Source organism: Pseudomonas sp. ATCC 43928, assembly GCF_005938665.2.
GTDB lineage: Bacteria > Pseudomonadota > Gammaproteobacteria > Pseudomonadales > Pseudomonadaceae > Aquipseudomonas.
Genome location: NZ_CP041753.1, coordinates 746,198 through 771,142 on the forward strand (window position 1 = coordinate 746,198; position 24,945 = coordinate 771,142).

A 24,945-nucleotide genomic window follows, 5' to 3' on the forward strand; every position below is an offset into this window, starting at 1 on the left:
TTGCGGGTACTGTTGATCAAGACTTCTTCGCTGGGCGACGTGATTCACGCGTTGCCAGCGTTGACCGATGCGGCGAGGGCGATCCCCGGCATCAAGTTCGACTGGGTGGTGGAAGAAGGTTTCGCCGAGATTCCGACCTGGCACCCGGCCGTGGGCAAGGTGATTCCGGTGGCGATCCGTCGCTGGCGCAAGAACATCTGGCAGACCATCAAGAGTGGCGAGTGGAAGCGCTTCAAGCAAAGCGTTCGTGCGACGAAATACGACTTGGTGATCGATGCTCAGGGCCTGCTGAAAAGTGCGTTGCTGACGCGCTATGCCAAAGCGCCGGTGGCCGGGCTGGACAAGAATTCGGCCCGCGAACCGATCGCCGCGCGCTTCTATTCCCGGCGTCTGGCCGTGGCCCGTGGGCAGCACGCGGTTGAGCGAGTGCGTCAGCTGTTCGCAGTGGCCCTGGGTTACGACCTGCCCAAAGGCCTGGGTGATTACGGCCTGAACGTCGAGCGGCTGGTGGAATTGCCGCGCAAGAATCCGTACGTGGTGTTTCTCCACGGCACCACCTGGGACACCAAGCACTGGCCCGAAGCCTATTGGCGCGAGCTGGCCGAGCGGGTGGGTTATCTCGGCGTGGCGGTGAAGCTGCCATGGGGCAACCCGGTCGAAAAAGCCCGCGCCGAGCGCATCGCCAAAGACATGAAACACGTCGAAGTGCTACCCAGGCTGAACCTGGCGGGTGTCGGCAAAGTCCTGGCCGGTGCGCAGGCGTGTGTGGCGGTGGACACCGGCCTCGGTCACCTGGCTGCGGCGCTGGACGTGCCGACCCTGTCGCTGTTCGGCCCGACCAATCCGGGCTTGACCGGCGCCTACGGTAAATCGCAGATTCACATGGCCAGCGACTTCCCTTGCGCACCGTGCCTGCAAAAGAAATGCACCTATCAACCAACGGCCGACGATGCCCGTCGGTTTGACCTGAAACGCGAGTGGCCCCTGTGCTTCACGCGTCTGAATCCCGAGCGTGTCGCGAGCCGACTGAGCACGTTGTTACTGGCTGAGGAGCTGCGCTGATGCAATTGGCATTTGTCCTGTACAAGTACTTTCCCTTTGGCGGCTTGCAGCGTGACTTCATGCGCATCGCCCTTGAATGCCAGCAGCGCGGCCATCAAATTCGTGTCTACACGTTGATCTGGGAAGGCGACATCCCGCCGGGCTTCGAAGTGTTGGTGGCGCCGGTCAAGGCGTTCTTCAATCATCGGCGCAACGAGAAACTCACCGAATGGATGGAGGCCGACCTGGCCAAGCGCCCGGTGGATCGCCTGATCGGTTTCAATAAAATGCCGGGCCTGGACGTTTACTACGCCGCCGACGGCTGCTTCGAAGACAAGGCGCAAAACCTGCGCAACTCGCTGTACCGTCGCTGGGGCCGCTACCGGCACTTCGCCGAGTACGAGCGCGCGGTGTTCGCCAAAGATGCCAAGACCGAAGTGCTGATGATTTCCGAAGTCCAGCAGCCGCTGTTCATCAAGCATTACGACACACCGCTGGAGCGCTTCCATTTGCTGCCACCGGGCATTGCCCAAGACCGTCGTCGCCCCGCGAACGCGGATGAAATTCGCGCCGGGTTCCGCGCCGAATTCAACCTGAAGGACGATGAGCTGCTGCTGGTGCAGATCGGTTCCGGGTTCAAGACCAAAGGCGTGGACCGTAGCCTCAAGGCACTGGCCGCGCTGCCCGCCGAGCTGAAAAAACGCACCCGGCTGTTTGTAATTGGCCAGGACGACCCCAAAGTATTCCAATTGCAGAGCGCCACATTGGGGCTCGGCGACAACGTGCAATTCCTCAAGGGCCGCAGCGATATCCCGCGCTTCCTGCTCGGTGCCGATCTGCTGATCCACCCGGCGTACAACGAAAACACCGGGACGGTATTGCTTGAAGCCCTGGTAGCCGGTTTGCCGGTGTTGGTGAGCGCGGTGTGTGGGTATGCCCATTACATCGCCGAGGCCGACGCGGGTCTGGTGCTGGACGAACCCTTCGATCAGGCGCAACTGACTCAGTACCTGACCGGCATGTTGAACGACACTGATGCACGGGCGGCCTGGAGCCGCAACGGTCTGGCCTTCGCCGAGACGGCCGACCTCTACAGCATGCCGCAGCACGCGGCCGATGTGATTCTGGCGGAGCACGCTTAATGAAGTTGATGCTGGCTGAACCGTTCAAGAGCCTCTGGGCCGGACGCGACCCGTTCGCCGAAGTCGAGGACCTCAAGGGCGAGGTGTACCGCGAGCTCGAAGCGCGCCGGACACTGCGAACTGAAGTGGACGGCCACGGGTACTTCGTGAAGATCCACCGGGGCATCGGCTGGGGTGAGATTTTCAAGAACCTGCTGACCGCCAAGCTGCCGGTGCTGGGAGCGGGCCAGGAGTGGAAGGCCATTGAGCGCCTGCAAGAAGTCGGCGTGCCGACCATGACTGCCGTCGCTTATGGCGAAAAGGGCAGCAACCCGGCGGATCAGCATTCGTTCATCGTCACTGAAGAATTGGCGCCCACCGTCAGCCTTGAAGATTTCAGCATCGACTGGGTCAAGCACCCGCCGGAGCCAAAGCTCAAGCGCGCCCTGATCGCCGAAGTCGCGCGCATGACCGGCATGATGCACCGCGCCGGGGTCAACCATCGCGACTGCTACATCTGCCACTTCCTGCTGCACACCGATAAGCCGGTGACCTGCGATGACCTCAAGTTGTCGGTGATCGACCTGCACCGCGCCCAGGCCCGCCCGACGATTACCCGGCGCTGGCGCAACAAGGACCTGGCGGCGCTGTATTTTTCGGCGCTGGAGATCGGCCTGACCCGTCGCGACAAACTGCGTTTCCTCAAGGGGTACTTCCAGCAGCCCCTGCGCCAGATACTGGTTGAAGAAGCCGGGTTACTGGCGTGGCTCGAAGGCAAGGCCAACAAGCTCTACGAGCGTAAACAGCGCTACGGGGATGCGCTCTGATGTCGGGTTGGACACTGGAGCCGGCTTACAGCGATCTGGCAGAAGATTTCGGCAGTCTTGATGCGGTGTTTGCCCTCGAGGGCGAGCAACTGACCCATGATCCGCTGTCTGAAGTTATTCGCGTCCAGCGCAAAGGCGTCAACTATTACGTCAAACGCTACGTCAGTGCCGGCAAAGGCCTGCGGCGCTACCTGGGCAAACCTCGGGTCAAGGCCGAATGGCAGAACCTCAAGCGTTTCGCCAAGTGGGGCATTCCCACCGCAGAGGTTGTGGCCTGGGGGTTGGAGCGGCACGGTGTGACGTACGCCCGTGGGGCAATGATCACCCGCGAACTGCCGCATACCGAAGACTTGTCGGTCCTGGCTAATCGGCATGATCCGAAACTGGCGGACCGCGCCTGGGTTGATACCGTCAGTCGCCAATTGGCCGGTTACACCCGGACCATGCACGACAACCGTTTCACTCATAATGATTTGAAGTGGCGCAACCTGTTGGTCGACGATGAGGCCCGGCTGTTCCTGATCGATTGCCCCAACGGCGATTTCTGGCGCGGCTTCTGGCTCAAATACCGCATCACCAAAGACCTGGCCTGCCTCGACAAGGTCGCCAAGTATCACCTGTCGGCCACCCAGCGCCTGCGCTTTTACCTGCAATACCGCCAATGCGCCCGGCTCGATGCCGCGGACAAGAAACGCATTCGGCACGTGGTGAGATTTTTTGAGGGGCGCGAATGACTGATTTTCTGGCTGCTGAAGACCGCGCGCTGTTTGAGCGTCATGGTCTCGGCACCTTCGACGCGCTTTGGGCCAAACAGCTCGACGCGGTGGACGAGCCCAATACCGGTCGGGGTGGCTGGAGCAGTGTGTTTCGGCTGGATCTGGACGGTCATGGCTACTACCTCAAGCGCCAGAGCAACTACCTGACGCGCTCCCGGCATTCGCCCTTTGGCGAGCCGAGTTTTGCCCGTGAATTTCGCAACATCAGTCGTTATCGGGCGCTGGGTATTCCGGCGCTGCAGGCGGCGTTTTTTGGTGAGCGCAAGGTCGATGGCGAAGTTCGGGCGATTCTGCTGACTCACGCACTGGACGGTTGGGATGATCTGGATTCGCTGTTGCAGCGCTGGTCGGAGCTGAGCGCGATACAGCACTCGGCCATTCTCAAGGCCTGTGGGCAACTGGCGCGACGCCTGCACGGCAGGCGCCAGGTCCACGGTTGCTTCTACCCCAAGCACATTTTTCTTCAGGCCACCGGCGACGGCTATCAGGCGCAATTGATCGACCTGGAAAAAACCCGGCCGCTGTTTTTCGGCCGGCGTGATCGGATCAAGGATCTGGAGCCGCTGCTGCGTCGGGCGCCGGAATGGAGCGACAGCCAGCTGCGCGAATTGTTGGCGGTTTATCTGGATCAGCCGCTGAACAGTTCGCGGGTGGACCGTTGGGTATCGCGCCTGAGTGCGCGGCGCAGTAACAAGGAGACGCGTTGATGCGTTTGTCCGAGCTGAAAAACGCCGGCCGCAGCCCGAGCCTGCCGCTGAGTATTCCACTGGCCGATGCCGCGGGGCCTGCCGATTTGCAGTTGCTGAGTCTGCTGCGGGTGTTGCCGGGACAGCGTTATGTTGGGGCTGGCGTCTGGCGCGGCCGGCCGGTGCTGGCCAAGTTGTTGGTCGGTGGCAAAGCGGCGCGGCATTTTCAACGCGAACTGGACGGTGTGCGTTTGCTGGCCGCTCAGGGGCTGACCACGCCGTTGTTATTGGCCGATGGCCTCAAGGACGGCGAGGGCGGTTGGCTGTTGTTCGATTTCCTTGAGGGTGCCGAGAGCCTGGGGGATGCCTGGAAGCAGGTCGAACACTTGCCCGCATTGGCGGATGAACAATCCGCGGTGCTGGCTGAGGCGTTGGGCGCCATCGGCCAACTGCACAGCAAAGGCCTGTGGCAGGAAGACCTGCACCTGGACAACCTGCTGCGCCATGGCGGTCAGTTGTATTTGATCGATGGCGCCGGGATCTGCGTCGAGACGGCGGGCAAGCCGCTGTCGCAACATAAAGTCCTGGAAAACCTCGGGGTGTTCTTCGCCCAGTTGCCCAAAGTGCTGGAACCCTTCACCGAAGAGTTGCTGGTGTATTACCTGCTGAGTAATGGCGAACACGCGTTGCCAATGGAGGCGTTGCAAAAACAGATCGACAAGGTCCGTCGCTGGCGTTTGAAGGACTTTCTGATCAAGGTCGGCCGCGAATGCACGCTGTTCAGCGTCCAGCGTGGTGCGTTCGGCTTGCGGGCGATTCGCCGTGAGGAAGAGGCGGCGATGCTGCCGGTGCTGGCACAGGCCGACGCCTTGCTCGATCAGGGGCATCTGTACAAGACCGGCGGCGCGGCGAGCGTCGGCAAGGTCGAGGTGGCCGGGCGCACATTGGTGGTCAAGCGTTACAACATCAAAGGCTTTACCCACTGGCTCAAGCGTTTCTGGCGCCCGAGCCGCGCCTGGCACTCATGGCGCGAAGGCAATCGCCTGGCGTTCCTCGGTATTGCCACGCCAAAACCATTGGCGTTGCTGGAGAAGCGTTTTCTCTGGCTGCGCAGCCGGGCGTACCTGGTGACCGAGTATTTGCCGGGGCCGGACATCATCGAGCGCTTCGCGCCGTACGTTGAGAGCGGGGATGCGCCAGAGGCTGAGCTGCAGGCTCTGGATTACCTGTTTGCCGAGCTGATTGGCGAGCGGATCAGCCATGGCGATTTCAAGGGCCATAACCTGTTCTGGCAACAGGATCGCTGGGCGCTGATCGACCTGGATTCGATGTGTCAGCATGGTTCGCTCAGCAGCTTTGCCCCTGCGTATGCGCGGGATAGGGCGCGGTTCATGCGCAACTGGCCCGAGAGCAGTGCGCTGTACCAAGTGATTGATCAGCGTCTGCCCAAAGATATTTCTAGCGCTGCTTGACGCGGGTCTTCGACGCCATCGCGGGCTTGCCCGCGATGGCGCCAGATCAGTCTCCCGAGAACTGGCGGACAAGTTCTTGTGAATCGTCCTACATGATCTGCAGAACCCATGAACTGTGCCCTGAATAGCCACGATGCTAGTTTGCCTGACGTTCTCGGAGGGCAGATTTTGACGATAAAAATGGCTGTGATGTTGAGCTCTTTTTCACTGGCGTTGTCTGGCTGCGGGACCGCTGTCACGGTGCTGCAGGATGACGAAGACGCCGCTCGTGGCCTCAGAAAGCAAAAGACCTACTGTCAGTCCATTCCTCGCATCTACAGCGGTCTGGCTCACGACTTTTGTCTCCTGCACGCGCCGCCCGATCCCACGGGTATTCTGGTGCCGTTCGTATTGCTGGACTTGACCCTTTCGGGTGTATTCGACACGGTTTTCTTGCCCTATACGATTTACCGGCAAGCTGCCGACGGAAACATCAGGATTTACTGGCGGCCGGGTCGCGGATGAGCAAAGGCGAACGCTTGGGCTCGACGTCATCTTCACGGCGCCGATAAGGGCAGGGTCATTCCCGCCACGTTTACGCTATAATCCCGCCCTTTAGCTGTCTCTCGCCCCTTGCGAGGGCACATTAATTTTTGAGGCGCGTTGCGCCTGCATGCAGACTAAAGAGGCTAGACCCCTGTGGCATTGACGATTCTTGGCCTGTCCGGCGCCCTTAGCCATGATCCTTCCGCAGCCTTGTACATCGACGGCAAGCTGGTCGCGGCGGCTGAAGAAGAGCGTTTCGTGCGCGATAAACATGCAAAGAACCGCATGCCTTACGAATCGGCGAAATTCTGCCTCGAGCAGGCGGGCATCAAGCCATCCGACGTTGACGTGGTGGCGATTCCATTCGCGCCAATCAGCCTGTTCGGCAAGGCTCGCTGGCACTACGCCAAGCGCTACTGGTACGCCCCGGACCGCGCCCTCGACGCGATCCTGATGGGTAACCGTCGCTACAAGCGCTATCGCAACAAGATTGTCTGGTGCCTCGAGCAATTGGGTTTCGATCCGAAAAAGATCAAGATCGAGCCGGTCGAGCACCACTTGGCTCACGCCTCCAGCGCCTACCACTGCTCCGGTTTCAAAGAGAAAACCGCGATCCTGGGGATCGACGGCAAGGGCGAATACGCCACGACTTTCTTCGGTTATGGCGAAAACGGCAAGATCCACAAGATCAAGGAATTCTTCGATCCGGACTCCCTCGGCGGCCTGTACGGCGCGATCACCGAGTTCCTCGGCTTCGAAATGCTCGACGGTGAGTTCAAGGTCATGGGCATGGCGCCGTACGGCGACGCCAGCAAATACGATTTTTCGCGCCTGGCCTCGTTCGAAAACGGCGAACTGGTGATCAACACCGACTACGCCAACGTCATCGGCCTGCGTCGTTATAAAGAGAAGGGCAAGGGTTTCTACTTCTCGCCGAAGCTGATCGAGTGGCTGGGTCCGAAACGTGAAGGCGACATCGCCGACGAACCCTACATTCACTACGCCGCGAGCATGCAAGCGCTGTTCGAGAAACTGGCGTTGCAGATGATCGACCATTACCTGGGCGATGTGCTCAAGGAAACCGGCAAGCTGGCCTTCGCCGGTGGTTGTGCGTTGAACGTCAAGCTGAACCAGAAGATCATTGCCCGCGACGACATCAAAGAACTGTTCGTCCAGCCTGCGTCCGGCGATGCCGGTACCGCGGTGGGTGCGGCGGCTTATGTGTCTCATGCCCGTGGTGTACCGGTCGAGAAGATGGAACACGTCTACCTCGGCCCGTCCTACAGCAATGAAGACGTGATCGCGGCCTGCGCCCGTCACGCCGACAAGCCAAAGTGGCGCAAGCTCGACAATATGCCGGAGCAGATCGCCAAAATCATGGTCGATGGCAACCCGGTGGCCTGGTTCCAGGGTCGCATGGAGTTCGGTCCGCGTGCCTTGGGCGGTCGTTCGATCATTGGCTGTCCGAGCGTGGCCGGCGTGGCGGACCGTATCAACCATCAGATCAAGTTCCGCGAGCGCTGGAGGCCTTTCTGCCCGTCGATGCTCGACACCGTTGCGCCGCAAATGATCAAGATCGATCACCCTGCACCGTTCATGACCTTCACCTTCGAAGTGGCTGAAGAGTGGAAAACCCGTGTGCCGGAAGTCGTCCATGAAGACGGCACGTCCCGGGCCCAGGTGCTCAAGCGCGAATACAACCCGCGCTATTACGACATGATGAAGGCGTTGGAAGTACTGACCGGCAACGGTGTGTCGCTGAACACTTCGCTCAACCGTCGTGGCGAGCCGATGATCTGCTCGCCGACCGACGCCTTGAACATGTTCTTCGGTTCCGACCTGCAGTACCTGATCATGGAAGACATTCTGGTGGTCAAAGAAGGCGCGGACGCTTATGACTCGCTCGGCTGAACGCCATGTGCTGCAGTTCTGTCACGGCTATGACGGGCCGTTTCTGGACTGCGCCCGGCAGTACGCCAGCCTGTTCGCGGGGACCGGTTATCGCGTGACCACGGTGTTCCTGACCGGGGCAGCAGATAGCCAAGTCGCCGCGAACTGTGCGTCCGATGAGGTGCTGTTCATGGAGTACAGCTCCAAGGCCATTCGTGGCCTGAAGCTGGGCGCCATCGGCGATCTGCGCAAGATCGCCGCGTCGCGCAACTTCAGTTTCTGCATCGCTCACCGTTTCAAACCGATCTACATCGCCCTGCTCGGCACTTCGTTGCCGGTGATTGGCGTGCATCACGCGTTTGGTGATTACCAGCGCCGCACCCGCAAACTGTTCGCGCATATTTTCCGCAAACGCCTGAGCCTGCTCGGCGTCTCCGATGCGGTGCGTGACGACATGCGCCGTTGCTTGCCGAAATGGCCGCAGGCGCGGATTCAGACGCTCTATAACCGGATTGATGTACAGGCGTTACAGGCCAGTCAGGTGTCGGTTCGCGAGGCCCGGGAAACCCTCGGTCTGTCGATGGATGCCTGGATTGTCGGCAACGTCGGGCGCCTGCATCCGGACAAGGATCAGACTACGTTGTTGCATGGTTTTGCCACGGCATTGCCGGGGTTGCCGGCCAACAGTCAGCTGGTGATTCTGGGCAGCGGTCGGCTGGAGCAGGACCTCAAGGCCCTGGCGCGTGAACTGGGTATCGGCGATCGCGTGCTGTTCCTCGGTCAGGTGCCCGAGGCGCGTCGCTACTTCCGCGCTTTCGATGTGTTTGCCTTGAGTTCCGATCATGAACCGTTCGGCATGGTATTGCTGGAGGCCATGGCCGCCGGTGTGCCGTTGCTCGCCACCGCGTGTGGTGGCGCCAGGGAAGTGGTCGAAGGTGTGGGCATTCTATTTCCGCTGGGCGATGCCGGGCACCTGGCTCAAGGGCTGCAACATCTGGCCGCGATGGACGAGCAGCAACGCCGCCAGTGCGCCGAGCTGATGTTCGACCGCTTGCGTGAGCGCTTCTCCGATCGCGCGGTACGCGATGCTTTCTGGCATTTGCCGCACGTTACCGAACTGGCACCGAGGGGCTGATGCTCAACCGATTTCAAGGCTGGCGCGAGCGTGGCTGGGTGCAGGTCGACGCCTCGACTTATGCACAAACCTGGCAGCGTTTTGGCGGCAGCGTCGCGACTCATCCTCTGGTGGTCGAACGTCTGGCACAGTTGGCCGACATCCCGGTGCGTTACCTGGCTTGGGAGCAGGACGGCGAAGTGAAAGCCGCCATCCCGACCTGGGGGCGCGACCTGGCGCTGTCCAAGGACGTGCTCAAGCGCACGGGTAAAAAAGGCCTGTTCGACCTCGGCAATGCCGAACTGATCCTGCCGGCCGCCGCCGATGCCCAGGCACCGTTGCGCCATCGGGGGCGTTACCTGTCGGCGCTGAGCGAAGGTCGTTTTACCGGTATCAAGCTGCAGACAGAACAACTGGCGCTGGCCCGCACGCCTGAAGAACTGTCGAAAAAGTTTCGCTACAACCAGCGCCGCGAGTTGCGTCTGCTGGAAGAGGCGGGCGGCGTGGTGCGGCCGGTTACCGAGTTTTCCAGCAGTGAGCTGGCGGCGATCTATTGCGACCTGTTCCAGCGTCGCTGGGGCTTTCCGGCCACCGGTGCCGAGCGCATGGGCGAGGTGATCGAGTTGTTGCGCGAGTTGCTGATCGGCTCGGTGATTTTCCTCAACGACGCACCGATTGCGACTCAACTGGTGTACCGCGTCGAGGCGCCGGAATGGATCAGCATCGAATACGTCAACGGCGGTGTCGATCCCGAGACCCGCGAATTCAGCCCGGGCAGCGTGCTGAGCTTCCTCAACACCCAAAGCGCCTGGGAACATGCACGCGCGTTGGATAAACCCCTACGGTTTTCCTTTGGTCGAACCGACCGTGAGTACAAGGACCGTTGGTGCAATTCTGTGCCGGTCTTCACGGTATGAACCAACCCATGAGCCGCAAACAGCAACTGCTCAAGCGCCATCGGCGCAACAAACGCATCGGCCTGTTGATTGCGTTGATGCTGCTGATCGCGATCGGCGTGCTGGTGGCCTGGTGGCTGCCGCTGGTGCTTGCGGTGCTGGGCTGGATCGCCCACGAGGCGTGGTTTGCCGACCATCTGTTTTATTCTCCCCAAGACGATTACCAATACAGCTTCCCGCCGTATACCCCGCAACCCAAGATTCATCTGGACGGTGAACGGCTACGGCTGGATGAGGGTGTCATGCTGGTCGATGACGCCACGCTGATACTGGCGCTGCGGGTGAAAAGTACTTGGCTGGGGCGCTTTATCGATCCGGTGGTCGAGTTGCTGGGGGGTGATAATCCCGACCGGCAAACCTTCGAGCGCGGCGTGAACGGCCTGCGTTACCTCAATCTCAGTGGTCAGGCAGACGTGTTGTCGCAAGGCGAGTTGCGTCTGCGCGGGCGTTTCTGTCGGTTGCTCGGCGAGCCTGTGCTCTGGGCGTTCGAGCAACCGGACTACCGCCGTCAGCGAGTGATGGTGATTGCACCCCATGCCGACGACGCTGAATTGGCCGCATACGGTTTGTACAGCCAGGCCGACGAAGCCTGGATCGTCACCCTGACCGCCGGTGAAATTGAAGCCGAACATTATCAACAGATGGGTCTGAACACGGTCGAGGCGGCTCGTCTCAAAGGCCGTTTGCGGGCCTGGGATAGCATCGCCGTACCGCGCTGGGCCGGGGTGCCTGAGGCCCATTGCGTGCAGTTGGGGTATTTTTGCCTGCAACTGGCGGCGATGCAGGCCGCGCCGGCCACACCGGTAGGTTCGCGCGAAGCGGATTTGGGAGACACCCGGTTATTTCGTCAGTTGAATCCATTTGCCCTGCCGGGCGATGTCGATGGTGCGCCGACCTGGAATAATTTACTGGCCGATCTGCGTGAACTGTTGCTTAGGGCGCGTCCGCAAGTGATCGTATTGCCGCATCCGTCCCTCGACCCGCACCCGGATCACATCTGTGCCCAGGCAGCGGTTCTCGAAGCGTTGAGCGGGCTGGAGTGGCAGCCGACCACCGTGCTTGGCTATGCCAACCATCTGCATGACAATGATCGTTGGCCGATGGGTGATGCGGGTCATGGCATCGCCCTGCCACCGGCGTTCGATTCGACAACGCCGATGCAGCCCTGCTGTCTGCGAATGCCTTTGGCGCGTCAGCGTGATAAAGCAATGGCGTTGGGCATGATGCACGACCTGCAACCGCCCATGCCGTTCAAGCGACGTTTACGACGGTTGGTACAGTGGCTTCTGGCCAGTAGAGTGCCGCCCGTCTATGGCGAGAACGAGTTCTTTCGCAAGGCGGTCAGGCAGCATGAGTTGTTCTGGGTTCTGAAGCATGGTGAAACATCTGTTAGGCAGAAATGAAGTATCGCGCGGCCTAGCATGGCGGCGTATCCACGCAGCAGTGAGTATTTCTGTGATCAATCCATGCCCGCGCATCCTGTTCCTGATTCCGTATTTCGGTCATTGGCCGTTCTGGATGCCGTTTTTCCTCGAGAGTTGCCGACGCAACGCTGATATCGACTGGTTGCTGTTCAGTGATTGCGGTACTCCTGAGAACCTGCCGCCCAACGTGACTGTTGAAGCCATGAGTTTCAGCGAGTATTGCGCGCTGGTATCACAGCGGCTGAATATCGACTTTGTGCCGGACGCGCCTTATAAGCTCTGCGACATCAAGCCTGCCCTGGGGCATATTCATGTCGACCGCCTGCAAGGCTATGATTTCTGGGCGTTCGGCGATATTGATCTGGTATTTGGTGACCTGCGAAGTTATTTCACCGCTGATCGGTTGGCCAGTTATGACCTGTTCTCTACCCACGAGCGGCGGGTGGCAGGCCATCTCTGTCTGATGCGCAACACTGCCCGCAAACGTGAGTTGTTCATGCAGATCAAGGACTGGCAAACACGCTTTACCGATCAGGCGCATCACGCGCTGGATGAAGGCGCATTCAGTCGGATCTTCCTCTGGCGCAAGAATTTTCCCGAGCCACTGTTCTCTCTGTTGGGCAAGCTCAATTCGTGGCGCCGCCGCAGCGAATTCATCGAGGCGTTCAGTACGCCGGGCGGTTGCATCAAGTGGCACGACGGCACGGATGATTTTCCGCAGCACTGGTATTGGCGCAATGGCTGTTTGAGTAACGATCGCGATGGCGACCGCCGGTATCCGTATTTCCACTTCGTCTGCTGGAAACGCAACGAATGGTCACGGTTGCCCCCACCCGATCCAGCCGAGATCAGGCGCCTCGCCGCCGAGCCGGCATGGGTCATCGATGCGACTGGTTTTCACCGGGGAGAGTTATGAGTCAACGGTCAAAGGTTCTGCAGTTGCAGCCTGACTACAACGTCAAAGCCCATGATTTTGCCGACCTCGCGGAGCAGATCGTCAAGGCCCTGCCGAGCGATCGCTATGAAGTGACCGCGGCGTTCCTGCGTGGCAAGCCCGGGCCTGGCGAGGCCGTAAGTCGCGCCGACCGTTCGGTGTATTTCGAGTTTTCCGACAAGTCCCTCAAGGGCATGCGCCTGCGCGCCATGTGGCAGTTGTACAAGTTTTGCCGCGCAGAAAAATTCGACGTGGTGATTTGCAATCGCTTCAAACCGGTAAACATGATGCTGGCGCTCAACCGTTGGTTGAAAGTACCGCTGTGCATCGGCATCTCCCACGGTTTTGGCGAGTACGACCGGTTTTACCGGCGCCGCCAGACCCAACGCCTGATCGATCGCCATTGGCGCTTTGTCGGCGTGTCGCCAGCGGTCAAACAGTACCTGCTCGATTGCGACTGCGGCTTTACCGACCAGAATACCTACGCGATCACCAACGCCATCGACATCGAGCAGGCTGAAGGTTTGCAGCACAGCCGCGAGCGTGCTCGCGAGTTATTGGGCATCGAACCGTCGGTGCGCTTGATCGGTGCATTGGGCCGGCTGGTGCCGGTCAAGGGCCACACCTACCTGCTGCAGGCCTTTGCCACCCTCAAGGACAAATACCCGAACACCCAACTGGCAATCATTGGTGCGGGGCGTGAAGAGTCGCGCCTGGCCGCCGAGATCGAGCGCCTTGGGCTGACCGGTCGTGCGCATTTGCTGGGTTTCAAGGAAAACGCCTTGCAGTATGTTCGGGCGTTCGACATCTGGACCATGCCGTCCTTGGCTGAAGGCCTGGGGCTGGCATTGCTCGAGGGCATGAGCGGGCACCTGCCGGTAATCGCCTCGAACGTACCGGCCATGTTGCCGCTGATTCAGGGCGCGGGCGGTCTGGCAATTACCCCGGCGGACGTGCCGACGCTGGTCGCAGCGCTGGAGAACTACCTGGGGCTGTCGGATGACGAGCTCAAGGCCAAGGGTGAACAGGCCTACCGCTATCTCCAGGAGCAACACGACATCGAGGTATTCCGCCAGGAGTACCTGAACCTGATCGACTCCGGCTTGAGTCAAGCCCGCAGGGAGCAACCATGAACGACGTGCAACCTCTCGTCACGGTCATCATCGCGTCGTACAACCACGGTCGCTATATCGAGGAAAGCATCCTCAGCGTCCTCACCCAGACCTACAAGAATATCGAGTTGCTGGTCATCGATGACGGCTCCAGCGATGACAGCGTCGAGCGCATCAATGCCTTGCAGGCGCAGCACGATTTCGATTTCCGGGTCCAGCAGAACCAGGGGCTGACCAACACCCTCAACGGCGCCATTGCGCGCTCAAAGGGCAGTTTGATCGTGCCGTTCGGGTCCGATGACATCATGTTGCCGGAGCGCATCGCCACCCAGGTGGCGTATATGGATGGCAAGCCCGAGGTCGGGATCTGCGCCGGCAACATCGAACTGATCGACGCCGACGGCAATCTCTATCCGGAGAATCGTCAGCGTCGCGATGTGCCGTTCCGTCGCCTGGACTTCGATGACATGTTCCTGGAGCGCAAGCCTTATCCGCCGGCGCCGACCCTGATGATCCGCCGTGAAGCGCTGGACAAGGTAGGCGGCTTCGATCCGAACATTCGCCTGGAGGACTTGCTGATCGAGTTGAAGGTGACCCGCGCCGGCTACTTCATCGATGGCCTGAATGTGCTGATGGCGCGCTATCGCAAGCACGCCACCAACTCCTACAAGAATAACCGCTTCATGATCGACAACATCCTGCGTTCCTACGCGCTGTTCAGCGATCATCCGTTGTACGACGAGGTGCGCTACAAATTCCTCAGCTCGATGTTCCTGAAAACCTCCAATCGCGACCGCAAGCTGGCGCGCGAACTGCTGGCGCAGATACCGTTCAAGGCCTGGAACAAGAAGACCTGGCGCGGCCTGGGGCGGCTGTATTTCTCACCGCTGGAAAAAGACTGAGCCCACCCTGAGACGCGCGGCCATCGATGCCGGTATAGCGGCCCTCACCGGCATGCCTGAGGTGTCGGGAGCAGGGCGGCGGTCACGATGGCCAGCAGGTAGGCCGCCAGCGCAATGAACGGGTTGCTTTCGACTATTAATGAGCCCGGGCGGGATGACTCCCGGTCAGTACTTGCCTGTGTAGGTTATCCACTGCAGATTTCGACGCCATCACGGCGTAGCCCTGAAGTAGCGCGCCAAAGTGGTCTTCGAACAGCCAGCGTCGATCCACGGCGTAACGCTGCATATGGCGCAGATTGCGCTTGCGCAGGGACAGGCTCAGCGATGACGGATAGATGCGCATGTCCGCCAGATCGATCAGGCCGAACTCACCGTCATCCAGTACCAGTACATTGCCCAGGTGCAGTGACCGGAAATAGACACCTTGTTCATGCAGTTGTGCCATGAACTTGCCGAAACGCTCAACCAGCGCCTGACGCACCGCGGGCGCGGTGATGCCTTGAAGAACCTGACGCAAAGTGCTGCCCGGCAGCGGCGAATAGTGTACGGCACTGCTACCGTCCTTGAGTCGATACAGGTCCAGAATTTGCGGGGTTGGGATACCCAGGTTGCGCAATTGCTCGCTGTTGGCGGCAAACCGTTCGGAATAGGGGTTGAAGCTACCCGAGGTGTACCAGCGACGGCGGCGGAACAACTTGAGGAAGCTGCCATCGACCAGGCGCAGGACTTTTGGCCCCAGCCCGTCTTCCTCGATCACCTGGGCACTGGCGGTCAACTGTTGCAGGGCGGCCGGCGTCAAGGTCCTGATCGGCATTGCCAATAGGCGTCTGGCCCGTTGGTTGATGCTTAATGCGGCGATCAGCGCCAGCGGAATCCACAGCAAAAACCAGTGCTCCTTGGGCCGGGAAATGATACCGCCGCCTTCGGTCAGGCCGGCGCCGATGCCGAATACCAGCCAGGTCGAGGCGATGATGAACAACGGCTGCAGGCGATACCGCCAGCTATTCAGCAAGCACCGGACCTGGAAGAACAGCCACGGCAGCAAGCCGAAAATACCAACGTAATAGAGCACCCCCAAGGCGAAGCTATGAGGCTCCTGCAAGGTGTAGCCGATACCGGGGTCGAGAGTCAGGGTGGCGTTGTAGCCATGACCGATCCACGGGTGCTCGGCAATTTTTTGCAGGGCCAGCTGCCAGATTTCAAAGCGATAGGAGTCGCCGCGCTCGACGATCATCTGCGAAAACAGTACGGCAACCGCTGCGCCACCGATCAACAGGGTACCCAGCAATATGAAAGAACGACGGTTCCAGCTGATGAAACTCAGCCATAACGCAGCCAGTGTCAAAGCAACCAGCGGGGTTCTGGAGCCGGTGGCGATCACCGTGGCGAACATGATCGCCATCGCCGGGATGCTCAGCCAGAGCATCTGGCGACGCTTGCAGGTCATGCTCACGCTCAGCCAGTAGGTACAAAAAAAGCCGAATACGTGGGAGCTGAGCAGTGGGTTGTCGAATGCGCCGCTCCCGATCAGGCGCATGCCCGGCTCGTAGTGGCGGGTAAACATGAACAGGTTGTAGGCCGACGCGATCAGCCCGACCATTGCGGCACTGAACAGCAGGGGCTGGATGATCTCGCTTCGGTAGCGCACCAGCAGGTAGCAGCCAGCGAACAACAGCAGGGTGTGCAAAGCGGGTTTGAACTGACCGGTGACGCTTTGATCCATCGGCGGCCCCCAGCTCAGGCTGAGCAAGGCCCAGGCGGCGAACAACAGCACCGCGACGAAGATCGGTTCGCGCAGCAACTCTTTGAGTTCGCGGGGGCGCAGGCACAGGACAATAAACGATGGGATGCTGAACAGGCCATAAAACATCTTGTGATGCAGGCTGCGACCAGGCAGAAAGAACATCGCGCACAGCAGCAGGAAGTAGCCGAGTGGAAGAATCCAGAGGCAAATGAAATCGAAGACTCGATTGGATGTGTTGTTGAAGCCACTGAGTTGCATGCTGAGAGATTCAATCCTGAAGTTGATCGGCCATTTGGGGTGATGGCTATTTGATGTTGAATTCTGACGCTTAACAATAACAGCCTTTATGCGATTGCCAGAACCCTGAAGAAGCTGTGCTAAAGTCAGCGTCCTTTTTATCGACATTCGCGTGATATGACCGACTCCAGTCTCTCCGCAAGCCCATCGAGCTTGAAAATTTACTTCCGCCTGCTCAGCTATGTCCGGCCGTACATCAGCCTGTTCCTGATCAGCATTGTCGGTTTTCTGATTTTCGCTTCGACTCAGCCAATGCTCGGGTACATCCTCAAGTATTTCGTCGACGGCCTGTCCAATCCCGAAGCGGCGCTGTTTCCAACCGTACCGTACCTGCGTGATCTGCAACTGCTGCAGGCCGTGCCTTTGCTGATCATCCTGATTGCAGCGTGGCAGGGGCTCGGATCTTATCTGGGCAACTACTTTCTGGCCAAGGTTTCCCTCGGACTTGTCCACGACTTGCGTGTGCAGTTGTTCAACAATCTGCTGGTCTTGCCCAACCGTTATTTCGACAAGCATAACTCGGGTCATCTGATTTCGCGCATCACCTTCAACGTAACCATGGTCACGGGGGCGGCTACAGATGCGATCAAGGTCGTAATCCGTGAAGGCATGACGGTGGCGTTCCTGTTCGCCTCGCTGCTGTTCATGAACTGGCGCCTGACGCTGGTCATGGTTGCGATCCTGCCGTTGATCGCCTTGATGGTGCGCACCGCCAGCAAGAAATTCCGTAAACAGAGCAAGAAGATCCAGGCTGCCATGGGGGACGTGACCCACGTGGCCTCGGAAACGATCCAGGGCTATCGCGTGGTGCGCAGCTTCGGCGGCGAAGTCTATGAAGAAAGGCGCTTCTTCAATGCCAGCCAGGGCAACACCGACAAGCAATTGCGCATGACTCGCACCGGCGCTATCTATACGCCGCTGTTGCAGCTGGTGATCTACACCGCCATGGCGGTGCTGATGTTCCTGGTGTTGTTCCTGCGCGGAGATGCGTCCGCCGGTGACATGGTGGCCTACATCACTCTGGCAGGCCTGCTGCCGAAGCCGATCCGCCAATTGTCTGAAGTCAGCTCGACCATCCAGAAAGGTGTGGCCGGCGCCGAGAGTATCTTCGAGCAACTGGACGTCGAACCCGAAGTCGATAACGGCACCATCGAGCGCGATGCCGTCAGCGGTCGTCTGGATGTGCGTCACTTGAGCTTCACTTACCCGGGCACCGATCGCCAGGTACTCGATGACATCAGTTTCTCGGTCGAGCCGGGGCAAATGGTGGCATTGGTGGGGCGTTCGGGCAGCGGCAAGTCGACATTGGCCAACCTGATTCCGCGCTTCTATCACCACGACAAGGGCGAGATCCTGATCGATGGCGTTGAAGTGGAACAGTACAAGCTGCTGAACCTGCGCAGGCACATCGCACAGGTGACCCAGCATGTGACGCTGTTCAGCGACACCGTGGCCAACAACATTGCGTATGGCGATCTGGCTGGGGCTCCCCGCGAAGACATCGAGAAGGCGGCAAGAGACGCCTACGCGATGGACTTCATTGCGCAGTTGCCCGAAGGCCTGGACACCCAGGTCGGCGAGAACGGCGTGTTGCTGTCCGGCGGTCAACGTCAGCGTCTGGCAATTGCCCGGGCCTTGCTGAAGAATGCACCGTTGCTGATTCTCGACGAAGCCACTTCGGCCCTCGATACCGAATCCGAGCGGCATATTCAGGCTGCGCTGGATCAGGTCATGAAAGGTCGAACGACGCTGGTCATCGCTCACCGGTTGTCGACCATCGAGAAGGCTGACCTGATTCTGGTCATGGATCAGGGCCGGATCGTCGAGCGCGGCACCCATGCCGAGCTTCTGGCGCAGAATGGCTACTACGCCCGCCTGAACGCCATGGGCCTCGACGCCCCGGCTGAAGACATCGCCTGATTCGATGCAAGGGTGAGCCCTGCTCACCCTTGCATTCACCGGCGTGCAACGCGTCCGGTGGATTGTATCCAGACCTTTACGCTTCTTGACCAAACCGGAATAAATCTCGGCAACGCGCTTGTTAAGGTTCCTGAACGAACTTTGACTTCAATCGAGGGGGGCAACCCTTTCGCGCGGGTACTGCCATGCTGCAACGTTATCTCTGGAAGCTCTTGCCCAAGCCGCAGCGGGCTTTCCTGCTGGGACGCCTGTCGGTCGTGGACCGTCAGGTGATCAACAAGTCGATGTCGGCCAGCCTGAGCTTCCCACGGGCCTTCGAGCAGCGTTCCTGTCTATTCATTCATGTTCCCAAGTGTGCCGGGAGCAGCGTATGTGCGGCGATGTTCGATGGGTGGAGCCCCGGGCACTTGCCGTTGTACTGGTACGAGCAGCAATTTCCCGAGCAGTTCGCCGCCAGTTTCAAGTTCGCCTTCGTTCGTGATCCGCTGGAAAGGGCCTATTCGGCTTATGCTTTTTTGCGCGGCAACGAGTTGGGGCGGCGCGACCAGGCGGCGCAGAGGCTGGTCTGCCACTACCGCGACTTCGATGATTTCGTCGCTCGCTGGCTGCATTCGGAGACCATCAGCCGACAAATACATTTTGCCGCGCAAACGGATTTTCTGACCGATTCCCTGGGGCATCTGGCCCTGGACTTCATCGGCTACCAGGAACATCTGGAGCGGGATTTTCGCCTGGTCTGCGAACAGGTGGGCCACTGGGCGGTGTTGCCTCACGTCAACGGCTCGCAACAGCGGCGTCCGATGCTTGCCCGCGATTTCTGCTCGGTGCGTACCCGTCGGCTGGTGCGACGGGTGTACCAGCGCGATTACGAAATGCTCGGTTATGAATGAGACCCTGTCGATACCTGTTCCAGAGATCAGGCCTTACGATCTATCACTGTCGAACCGCGACCGCGCCGCAATCAAATTCCAGCACCCGCGTTGCCTGTGGTTGACGGGCCTGTCAGGCGCGGGCAAGTCGACCCTGGCCAATGCACTGGAGTTGCAACTCAATCGGCACGGGCTGCACACGTTCCTGCTCGATGGCGACAACCTGCGCAATGGCCTGTGTCGTGACTTGGGAATGAGTGCTGAGTGTCGCCGGGAAAACATCCGGCGCATGGCCGAGGTGGCACGGCTGATGGTCGACGCCGGTTTGATTGTGATTGTTGCGGCGATCTCGCCGTTTCGCGCAGAGCGTGATGCCGCTCGTCGGTTGTTCGCTGAGGGCGATTTCATCGAGGTATATGTGAGCACGCCCTTCGCGGTGTGCGCGCAACGGGACCCCAAAGGTTTGTATCAAGCGGCCCGCCAAGGGCGGATCAAGAACTTCACTGGCATCGACAGCCCTTATGAGGCACCGCTGACGGCGGAGTGCGAGATCGACACCCAGGTGCTGCAACGTGAGGACGCTTGCCATCGTTTATCGCAATTTCTGCTCAATAAATGAACAGAATTCCCTGCCGATTCATCCGGTTGCAGCCGCCCCGCAAGCCAGCGCCAACCCTGTGTTAATATCGCGCCCCTGTTCATTTTGTATGTGGGTTGCTCCATGAAGTTGTCCATGCCGCGATTCAATCAAGCCCCTGTCTTGGTGGTCGGCGATGTCATGCTCGACCGTTACTGGCATGGTGGTACCTCACGGATCTCCCCTGAGGCGCCGGTACCGGTCGTCAAGGTCGAGCACATCGAGGACCGCCCGGGCGGTGCCGCCAACGTTGCCTTGAACATTGCCGCGCTCGGTGCGCCGGCCTCGCTGGTCGGTGTGACCGGCGACGACGAAGCCGCCGACAGCCTGGTCAATAGCCTCAAGGGTGCCGGCGTGCGGGCATTGTTCCAGCGCATTGCGCACCAGCCGACCATCGTCAAGCTGCGGGTCATGAGCCGTCACCAGCAATTGCTGCGTATCGACTTCGAAGAGCCTTTCGCAACTGACGCCCTGGCGCTGGGCGAGCAAGTCGACGAATTGCTCGAAGGCATCAAGGTGTTGGTGCTGTCCGACTATGGCAAAGGCGCGCTGAAAAACCATCAGGTGCTGATCCAGGCCGCCCGTGCCCGTGGCATTCCGGTGCTGGCCGATCCCAAGGGCAAGGATTTCTCGATCTACCGTGGCGCGAGCCTGATCACCCCGAACCTCAGCGAGTTCGAAACCATCGTCGGCGGTTGCGCCGATGAGCACGAACTGGTGAGCAAGGGCGCGCAGCTGATGCACGACCTCGACCTCGGTGCATTGCTGGTAACCCGTGGCGAGCACGGCATGACCTTGCTGCGCCCGGATCATCCGGCGCTGCACCTGCCGGCCCGTGCCCGTGAAGTGTTCGACGTGACCGGCGCCGGCGACACGGTGATTTCTACCCTGGCGGCGGCGATCGCCGCTGGCGAAGAGCTGCCCCACGCGGTGGCCCTGGCCAACCTGGCGGCGGGCATCGTGGTCGGCAAGCTCGGTACCGCGGCCATCAGCGCACCGGAACTGCGTCGTGCGATTCAGCGCGAGGAAGGCTCCGAGCGCGGTGTGCTGGGTCTCGAGCAGTTGCTGCTGGCGGTCGATGACGCGCGAGCGCACAAAGAGAAGATCGTGTTCACCAACGGTTGCTTCGACATCCTGCATGCCGGCCACGTGACTTACCTCGAACAGGCGCGCGCCCAAGGTGATCGCCTTATCGTGGCGGTCAATGACGATGCGTCGGTGAGTCGCTTGAAAGGGCCGGGTCGGCCGATCAACAGCGTCGACCGTCGCATGGCGGTACTGGCAGGTTTAGGCGCCGTGGATTGGGTGATCAGCTTCTCTGAAGGCACCCCGGAAAACCTGCTGCGTGCGGTCAAGCCGGATGTACTGGTCAAGGGCGGTGATTACGGGATCGACCAAGTGGTTGGCGCGGACATCGTCAGCGCTTACGGCGGGACCGTGAAAGTGCTGGGGCTGGTGGAAAACAGCTCGACCACGGCGATTGTCGAGAAGATTCGCCAATCAGAGCCGGAGTAAAGCCATAAAAAAGATCGCAGCCATCGGTGGCCCCTACAGGTATACACATGACCCTGTAGGGGCCGCCGAAGGCTGCGATCTTTTGCTTTTGTGATGCTTCAGGAGCTGACTTTCTTGCGCGGCACGATTCTTTTCAGCAGTTGCTTCGCCTTCCCGCGTAACCGGGCCAGGCCCGAATCCTTCCCCGGTGGGGTCAAACCCTGCTGCCGCACCCAATCCTTCCAGCGAATCCGCTCATCCCTCACCAGCCAGCCTTCCTGCCGGGCAAAACTCTCCGCCAGATACAACCCGCGGGTACTTGCCGGGTACAGGTGATCCTTTTTCAGGGTATAGAGCTCGGCCATCGGCTGACCGTCCTGCAGTGGCATCAGGTACAAATCGGGACGTTTGCGATCGAGCCGGGCCACCAGTTGATCGCCCTCCAGCCGCTCGTCGACATGGAACAGGCTCAGGGATTTGGCTTCCTTGGGCACGTCCAGGCGCAAATCGTAGATCAATTGCAGCGAGGCTGTCGGCAAGTGCACGTAGGCCCGGGGACGTTCGATCAGCGGCATGTTCGCGCAGCGCACCGGTCGCGCCGAGCCGGAGAGTGGTGTCAGGCGAAACGGCAGGGCTTCGCGGTAATGCAGGGCTGCCGAGTAGGGCGCTGGCAGCCAGGTTTCGTTGAAGCGCCCGCTGAGCCAGCCCTCCGGGGTTTCCAGCAGGCACTCTTCGGCAATTTCCTGGGTCGCCGTGTGCAGCGGCAGGTTCAGCTCATGGGCCGGCACGTAGCCGGAGATCAGCTTGAGCACCACGTCGCCGCGATCCTGCCGACGCTGACGCACCAACACCCAGTAATCGCGATTCTGCCAATGCAGGGTCAGGCGCACCGAGACCCCAAGGTTCGCCAGCTCCAGGGCAAACCGCTCGCTGTCGGCCACCGTCACCGGACGGCGGCGTTGCAGGGTCTGGGAAAAATTCAACGGCATCCCGACGCTCTGATAACTCAAACCTTCGGGTGTGGCTTCGACGAACAGCGGCAGGGTCTTGAAGTTGCTCGGGTTCTTTCTGATCAGCGTACGCGGCATGTCGGCTCCTGCTTAAGGCCGCGTGGGCGGCATCAATGGCTACGAAGGACCTGGGCAACGGTCGCGACGTTATGGGCGAGGTGCAGCGGATTGATGGTCCCGACAATAGCACTGGCCACCCCCGGGTGTTCAAACAACAATTCGAAGCTGGCACGCACCGGATCAACGCCCGGGCTCAGGCACACATGGCCGCTGGCCAGGGCCTTTTTGACCAGGATCGCTTTGCCGTGAGCAGCAGCATAGTCAATGACTGGCTTCTCGTTCTGTTCGTTCAGATTGTAGGTGACCATTGCGCAATCACCTTGTTCCAGAGCCTTCAAGCCGCCTTCGACGGTTTTACCGGAAAAACCGAAACCGCGAATCTTGCCTTCGCGCTTGAGCTCGGCAAGGGTCGCATAGACCTCACTGTCGTTGAGGATCGCCAGGTCGTTGCCGTCGGAATGCACCAGCACCAGATCGATAAAGTCCGTTTCCAGGCGTTGCAGGCTGCGCTCCACTGAGAGCCGGGTATGCGCGGCGCTGAAATCATGGCGGGACTGACCGTCGGCGAACTCTTCACCGACCTTGCTGACGATTACCCAGTCCTGACGCTGACCACGCAGCAACGGGCCGAGACGCTCTTCGCTGCGGCCATAGGCCGGGGCGGTGTCGATCAGGTTGATGCCCAGGTCGCGCGCGAGTTTGAGCAGCATGCGGGCTTCGTCGTCGCCGGGGATCTGAAAGCCGTTGGGGTATTTCACCCCTTGATCGCGGCCAAGTTTCACTGTGCCCAGGCCCAGGGGCGATACCAGCAGGCCGGTGCTGCCCAGCGGACGATGCAGGTCATGCAGGGTCGGTTGGCTCATGGCAGCAGTTGCTCCCAGGCAGGGGTGCCTATCGGCGGTTTCGGCAGTTCCGGCAGCGGGGCCGGATGGCTCGGCTGAATACCGTCGCGTTGCAGTGTGGCGAAGACGCGGTCGGCGAAGTCCGGTGCCAGGGCCAGTTTGGTCGGCCAGCCCACCAGCAGACGATTCTGCTCGGCGAGGAAGGCGTTGTCCGGGCGGGTCAAGCCCGATTGCAGCGGCTCGGCGCGTTCGACCCGCAAGGTCGCCCACTGTGCGGTGCTCAGGTCGATCCACGGCAGAAGTTGGCCCAGTTCTTTCTGGGCGGCGGCAATTTGCGCGGCTGGCTCGCGGGCCACGCCTTCGGCTTCGGCGATGTCGCCGCCCACGTACCAGACCCACTGGCCATCGGCGGCCGGGTGAGTGGTCACGGTGACGCGCGGCTTCGGCCCGCCGCCCAGGCAGTGGGCGTACAGCGGTTTGAGGCTCGGGCCTTTGACGATGATCATGTGCAGGGGACGGCGCTGCATGGCCGGTTGGCTCAGGCCCAGCGCGGTCAGCAGGTCAGCGGTGCCGGCACCGGCACTGAGAACGATGCGCTGGGCGCGGATTTCGCGTTCGTCGACTTTCAAACCGACCAGTTCACCATTCTCCAGCAGCGGTTCGATGTGCTGACCGGCCAGCAGGCCGTCGCCAGCCAGGTCGGCCAGGCGCTGGATCAGGCTCGGCACGTCGACCACCAGTTCCGTCAGGCGATAGACCTTGCCCTTGAAGCGCTTGTCTTGCAGCGCCGGCGGTAATTGATCACCTTTGACCTGATCGACCCGCCCGCGCACGGCTTTGCTGGCGAAAAAGCTGGTGAGGTTGCCAGCGAGGGTGCCGGGGGACCAGAGGTAATGGGCATCGGACAATACGCGCACGCCGGACAGGTCCAGTTCACCGTCGCCGGCCAGCGCCTCACGCCAGCGACGCGGCATGTCGGCAATGGCTTCCGAGGCTCCGGTCAGGGCGCCGTGCAACGCGTATTTGGCACCGCCGTGGATGATGCCCTGGGACTTCAGGCTTTGCCCGCCACCGAGGCTGGCACTTTCCACCAGCACGGTCGAGAAACCCTGGCGGCGCAGGCGTGCATTCAGCCAGAGGCCGGCGACACCAGCGCCGACAATCAGAACGTCGGTGGAAATAACGGATGGCATGCAGCGACCTCAGTGTTCAAGACGAGGGCGCAGTATACAGACTCGATGCGCAGGAGATTTGTTGGTGATCAATAGAGCGGATGCAAAACCTGTGGGAGC

22 protein-coding genes are annotated in these 24,945 nt (G+C 60.5%); 18 read left to right on the forward strand and 4 right to left on the reverse strand.

The window, feature by feature from the left end; genetic code table 11:
- From waaC to FFH90_RS03425, 14 genes are all read left to right on the forward strand, one after another.
- Positions 1–1,062, forward strand: coding sequence for a lipopolysaccharide heptosyltransferase I (gene waaC / locus FFH90_RS03360; protein WP_007939663.1), 1,062 nt, complete (start codon positions 1–3; stop codon positions 1,060–1,062).
- On the forward strand, positions 1,062–2,183 hold the full coding sequence (locus FFH90_RS03365; RefSeq protein WP_018928558.1) for a glycosyltransferase family 4 protein: 1,122 nt from the start codon (positions 1,062–1,064) through the stop codon (positions 2,181–2,183). Before waaC ends, FFH90_RS03365 begins: the two co-directional genes overlap by 1 nt.
- Positions 2,183–2,989: a lipopolysaccharide core heptose(I) kinase RfaP gene (gene rfaP / locus FFH90_RS03370; protein ID WP_018928557.1), complete on the forward strand. Its 807-nt coding sequence runs from the start codon at positions 2,183–2,185 to the stop codon at positions 2,987–2,989. The genes FFH90_RS03365 and rfaP overlap by 1 nt, the downstream gene beginning before the upstream one ends.
- Positions 2,989–3,723 carry a lipopolysaccharide kinase InaA family protein gene (locus FFH90_RS03375; RefSeq protein ID WP_018928556.1) on the forward strand — a complete coding sequence of 245 codons (735 nt, stop codon included), beginning with the start codon at positions 2,989–2,991 and terminating at the stop codon, positions 3,721–3,723. The genes rfaP and FFH90_RS03375 overlap by 1 nt, the downstream gene beginning before the upstream one ends.
- On the forward strand, positions 3,720–4,472 hold the full coding sequence (locus FFH90_RS03380) for a lipopolysaccharide kinase InaA family protein (protein WP_064615984.1): 753 nt from the start codon (positions 3,720–3,722) through the stop codon (positions 4,470–4,472). Before FFH90_RS03375 ends, FFH90_RS03380 begins: the two co-directional genes overlap by 4 nt.
- Complete coding sequence (locus FFH90_RS03385; RefSeq protein ID WP_138866682.1) at positions 4,472–5,923, forward strand: lipopolysaccharide kinase InaA family protein; 1,452 nt, start codon at positions 4,472–4,474, stop codon at positions 5,921–5,923. The genes FFH90_RS03380 and FFH90_RS03385 overlap by 1 nt, the downstream gene beginning before the upstream one ends.
- Positions 5,924–6,091: 168 nt before the next feature.
- Complete coding sequence (locus tag FFH90_RS03390) at positions 6,092–6,427, forward strand: YceK/YidQ family lipoprotein (RefSeq protein WP_081626544.1); 336 nt, start codon at positions 6,092–6,094, stop codon at positions 6,425–6,427.
- Between the two features lie 174 nt (positions 6,428–6,601).
- A complete protein-coding gene (locus FFH90_RS03395) occupies positions 6,602–8,359 on the forward strand; it encodes a carbamoyltransferase (protein WP_018928552.1) in 1,758 nt (585 codons plus the stop codon).
- Complete coding sequence (locus tag FFH90_RS03400) at positions 8,343–9,473, forward strand: glycosyltransferase (RefSeq protein WP_018928551.1); 1,131 nt, start codon at positions 8,343–8,345, stop codon at positions 9,471–9,473. The genes FFH90_RS03395 and FFH90_RS03400 overlap by 17 nt, the downstream gene beginning before the upstream one ends.
- A complete protein-coding gene (locus FFH90_RS03405) occupies positions 9,473–10,369 on the forward strand; it encodes an antimicrobial resistance protein Mig-14 (protein ID WP_086944096.1) in 897 nt (298 codons plus the stop codon). The genes FFH90_RS03400 and FFH90_RS03405 overlap by 1 nt, the downstream gene beginning before the upstream one ends.
- Before the next feature lie 8 nt (positions 10,370–10,377).
- Positions 10,378–11,811 carry a PIG-L deacetylase family protein gene (locus tag FFH90_RS03410; RefSeq protein ID WP_138866683.1) on the forward strand — a complete coding sequence of 478 codons (1,434 nt, stop codon included), beginning with the start codon at positions 10,378–10,380 and terminating at the stop codon, positions 11,809–11,811.
- 52 nt (positions 11,812–11,863) lie between these two features.
- Positions 11,864–12,748 carry a DUF6625 family protein gene (locus FFH90_RS03415; RefSeq protein ID WP_064615989.1) on the forward strand — a complete coding sequence of 295 codons (885 nt, stop codon included), beginning with the start codon at positions 11,864–11,866 and terminating at the stop codon, positions 12,746–12,748.
- Positions 12,745–13,899: a glycosyltransferase family 4 protein gene (locus tag FFH90_RS03420; protein WP_064615990.1), complete on the forward strand. Its 1,155-nt coding sequence runs from the start codon at positions 12,745–12,747 to the stop codon at positions 13,897–13,899. The genes FFH90_RS03415 and FFH90_RS03420 overlap by 4 nt, the downstream gene beginning before the upstream one ends.
- Positions 13,896–14,780: a glycosyltransferase gene (locus tag FFH90_RS03425; RefSeq protein WP_064615991.1), complete on the forward strand. Its 885-nt coding sequence runs from the start codon at positions 13,896–13,898 to the stop codon at positions 14,778–14,780. Before FFH90_RS03420 ends, FFH90_RS03425 begins: the two co-directional genes overlap by 4 nt.
- 136 nt (positions 14,781–14,916) lie before the next feature.
- Here the strand turns inward: FFH90_RS03425 and FFH90_RS03430 are convergent, their stop codons facing one another.
- Positions 14,917–16,782: an O-antigen ligase family protein gene (locus FFH90_RS03430; RefSeq protein ID WP_138866684.1), complete on the reverse strand. Its 1,866-nt coding sequence runs from the start codon at positions 16,780–16,782 to the stop codon at positions 14,917–14,919.
- Positions 16,783–16,938: 156 nt separating this feature from the next.
- Here FFH90_RS03430 and msbA point away from each other — a divergent pair, with 156 nt between their 5' ends.
- The 4 genes from msbA to hldE all read left to right on the forward strand — a co-directional run bounded on the left by msbA (position 16,939) and on the right by hldE (position 21,762).
- Positions 16,939–18,741, forward strand: coding sequence for a lipid A export permease/ATP-binding protein MsbA (gene msbA, locus FFH90_RS03435; protein WP_019020918.1), 1,803 nt, complete (start codon positions 16,939–16,941; stop codon positions 18,739–18,741).
- A 185-nt stretch (positions 18,742–18,926) separates the two neighbouring features.
- On the forward strand, positions 18,927–19,631 hold the full coding sequence (locus FFH90_RS03440) for a sulfotransferase family 2 domain-containing protein (RefSeq protein WP_138866685.1): 705 nt from the start codon (positions 18,927–18,929) through the stop codon (positions 19,629–19,631).
- On the forward strand, positions 19,624–20,229 hold the full coding sequence (cysC, locus tag FFH90_RS03445; RefSeq protein ID WP_138866686.1) for an adenylyl-sulfate kinase: 606 nt from the start codon (positions 19,624–19,626) through the stop codon (positions 20,227–20,229). Before FFH90_RS03440 ends, cysC begins: the two co-directional genes overlap by 8 nt.
- Positions 20,230–20,331: 102 nt before the next feature.
- Positions 20,332–21,762 carry a bifunctional D-glycero-beta-D-manno-heptose-7-phosphate kinase/D-glycero-beta-D-manno-heptose 1-phosphate adenylyltransferase HldE gene (gene hldE / locus FFH90_RS03455; RefSeq protein WP_086944092.1) on the forward strand — a complete coding sequence of 477 codons (1,431 nt, stop codon included), beginning with the start codon at positions 20,332–20,334 and terminating at the stop codon, positions 21,760–21,762.
- Positions 21,763–21,860: 98 nt separating this feature from the next.
- On the opposite strand, the gene FFH90_RS03460 is transcribed toward hldE, so the two are convergent.
- The 3 genes from FFH90_RS03460 to FFH90_RS03470 are packed head-to-tail and all read right to left on the reverse strand — an operon-like array spanning position 21,861 to position 24,846.
- Complete coding sequence (locus FFH90_RS03460; protein ID WP_086944091.1) at positions 21,861–22,829, reverse strand: metal ABC transporter ATPase; 969 nt, start codon at positions 22,827–22,829, stop codon at positions 21,861–21,863.
- 32 nt (positions 22,830–22,861) lie between these two features.
- Positions 22,862–23,674, reverse strand: coding sequence for an aldo/keto reductase (locus FFH90_RS03465; RefSeq protein ID WP_086944090.1), 813 nt, complete (start codon positions 23,672–23,674; stop codon positions 22,862–22,864).
- Complete coding sequence (locus tag FFH90_RS03470; protein WP_138866688.1) at positions 23,671–24,846, reverse strand: FAD-binding oxidoreductase; 1,176 nt, start codon at positions 24,844–24,846, stop codon at positions 23,671–23,673. The genes FFH90_RS03465 and FFH90_RS03470 overlap by 4 nt, the downstream gene beginning before the upstream one ends.
- Positions 24,847–24,945 lie beyond the last annotated feature (99 nt).

Bases quoted from the DNA above. Each gene is read 5' to 3' on its own strand.
- FFH90_RS03365 (WP_018928558.1), top strand. From the start codon at position 1,062: ATGCAATTGGCATTTGTCCTGTACAAGTACTTTCCCTTTGGCGGCTTG.
- rfaP (WP_018928557.1), top strand. From the start codon at position 2,183: ATGAAGTTGATGCTGGCTGAACCGTTCAAGAGCCTCTGGGCCGGACGC.
- FFH90_RS03375 (WP_018928556.1), top strand. From the start codon at position 2,989: ATGTCGGGTTGGACACTGGAGCCGGCTTACAGCGATCTGGCAGAAGAT.
- FFH90_RS03380 (WP_064615984.1), top strand. From the start codon at position 3,720: ATGACTGATTTTCTGGCTGCTGAAGACCGCGCGCTGTTTGAGCGTCAT.
- FFH90_RS03385 (WP_138866682.1), top strand. From the start codon at position 4,472: ATGCGTTTGTCCGAGCTGAAAAACGCCGGCCGCAGCCCGAGCCTGCCG.
- FFH90_RS03400 (WP_018928551.1), top strand. From the start codon at position 8,343: ATGACTCGCTCGGCTGAACGCCATGTGCTGCAGTTCTGTCACGGCTAT.
- FFH90_RS03405 (WP_086944096.1), top strand. From the start codon at position 9,473: ATGCTCAACCGATTTCAAGGCTGGCGCGAGCGTGGCTGGGTGCAGGTC.
- FFH90_RS03410 (WP_138866683.1), top strand. From the start codon at position 10,378: ATGAGCCGCAAACAGCAACTGCTCAAGCGCCATCGGCGCAACAAACGC.
- FFH90_RS03420 (WP_064615990.1), top strand. From the start codon at position 12,745: ATGAGTCAACGGTCAAAGGTTCTGCAGTTGCAGCCTGACTACAACGTC.
- FFH90_RS03425 (WP_064615991.1), top strand. From the start codon at position 13,896: ATGAACGACGTGCAACCTCTCGTCACGGTCATCATCGCGTCGTACAAC.
- FFH90_RS03430 (WP_138866684.1), bottom strand. From the start codon at position 16,782: ATGCAACTCAGTGGCTTCAACAACACATCCAATCGAGTCTTCGATTTC.
- msbA (WP_019020918.1), top strand. From the start codon at position 16,939: ATGACCGACTCCAGTCTCTCCGCAAGCCCATCGAGCTTGAAAATTTAC.
- FFH90_RS03440 (WP_138866685.1), top strand. From the start codon at position 18,927: ATGCTGCAACGTTATCTCTGGAAGCTCTTGCCCAAGCCGCAGCGGGCT.
- cysC (WP_138866686.1), top strand. From the start codon at position 19,624: ATGAATGAGACCCTGTCGATACCTGTTCCAGAGATCAGGCCTTACGAT.
- hldE (WP_086944092.1), top strand. From the start codon at position 20,332: ATGAAGTTGTCCATGCCGCGATTCAATCAAGCCCCTGTCTTGGTGGTC.
- FFH90_RS03460 (WP_086944091.1), bottom strand. From the start codon at position 22,829: ATGCCGCGTACGCTGATCAGAAAGAACCCGAGCAACTTCAAGACCCTG.
- FFH90_RS03465 (WP_086944090.1), bottom strand. From the start codon at position 23,674: ATGAGCCAACCGACCCTGCATGACCTGCATCGTCCGCTGGGCAGCACC.
- FFH90_RS03470 (WP_138866688.1), bottom strand. From the start codon at position 24,846: ATGCCATCCGTTATTTCCACCGACGTTCTGATTGTCGGCGCTGGTGTC.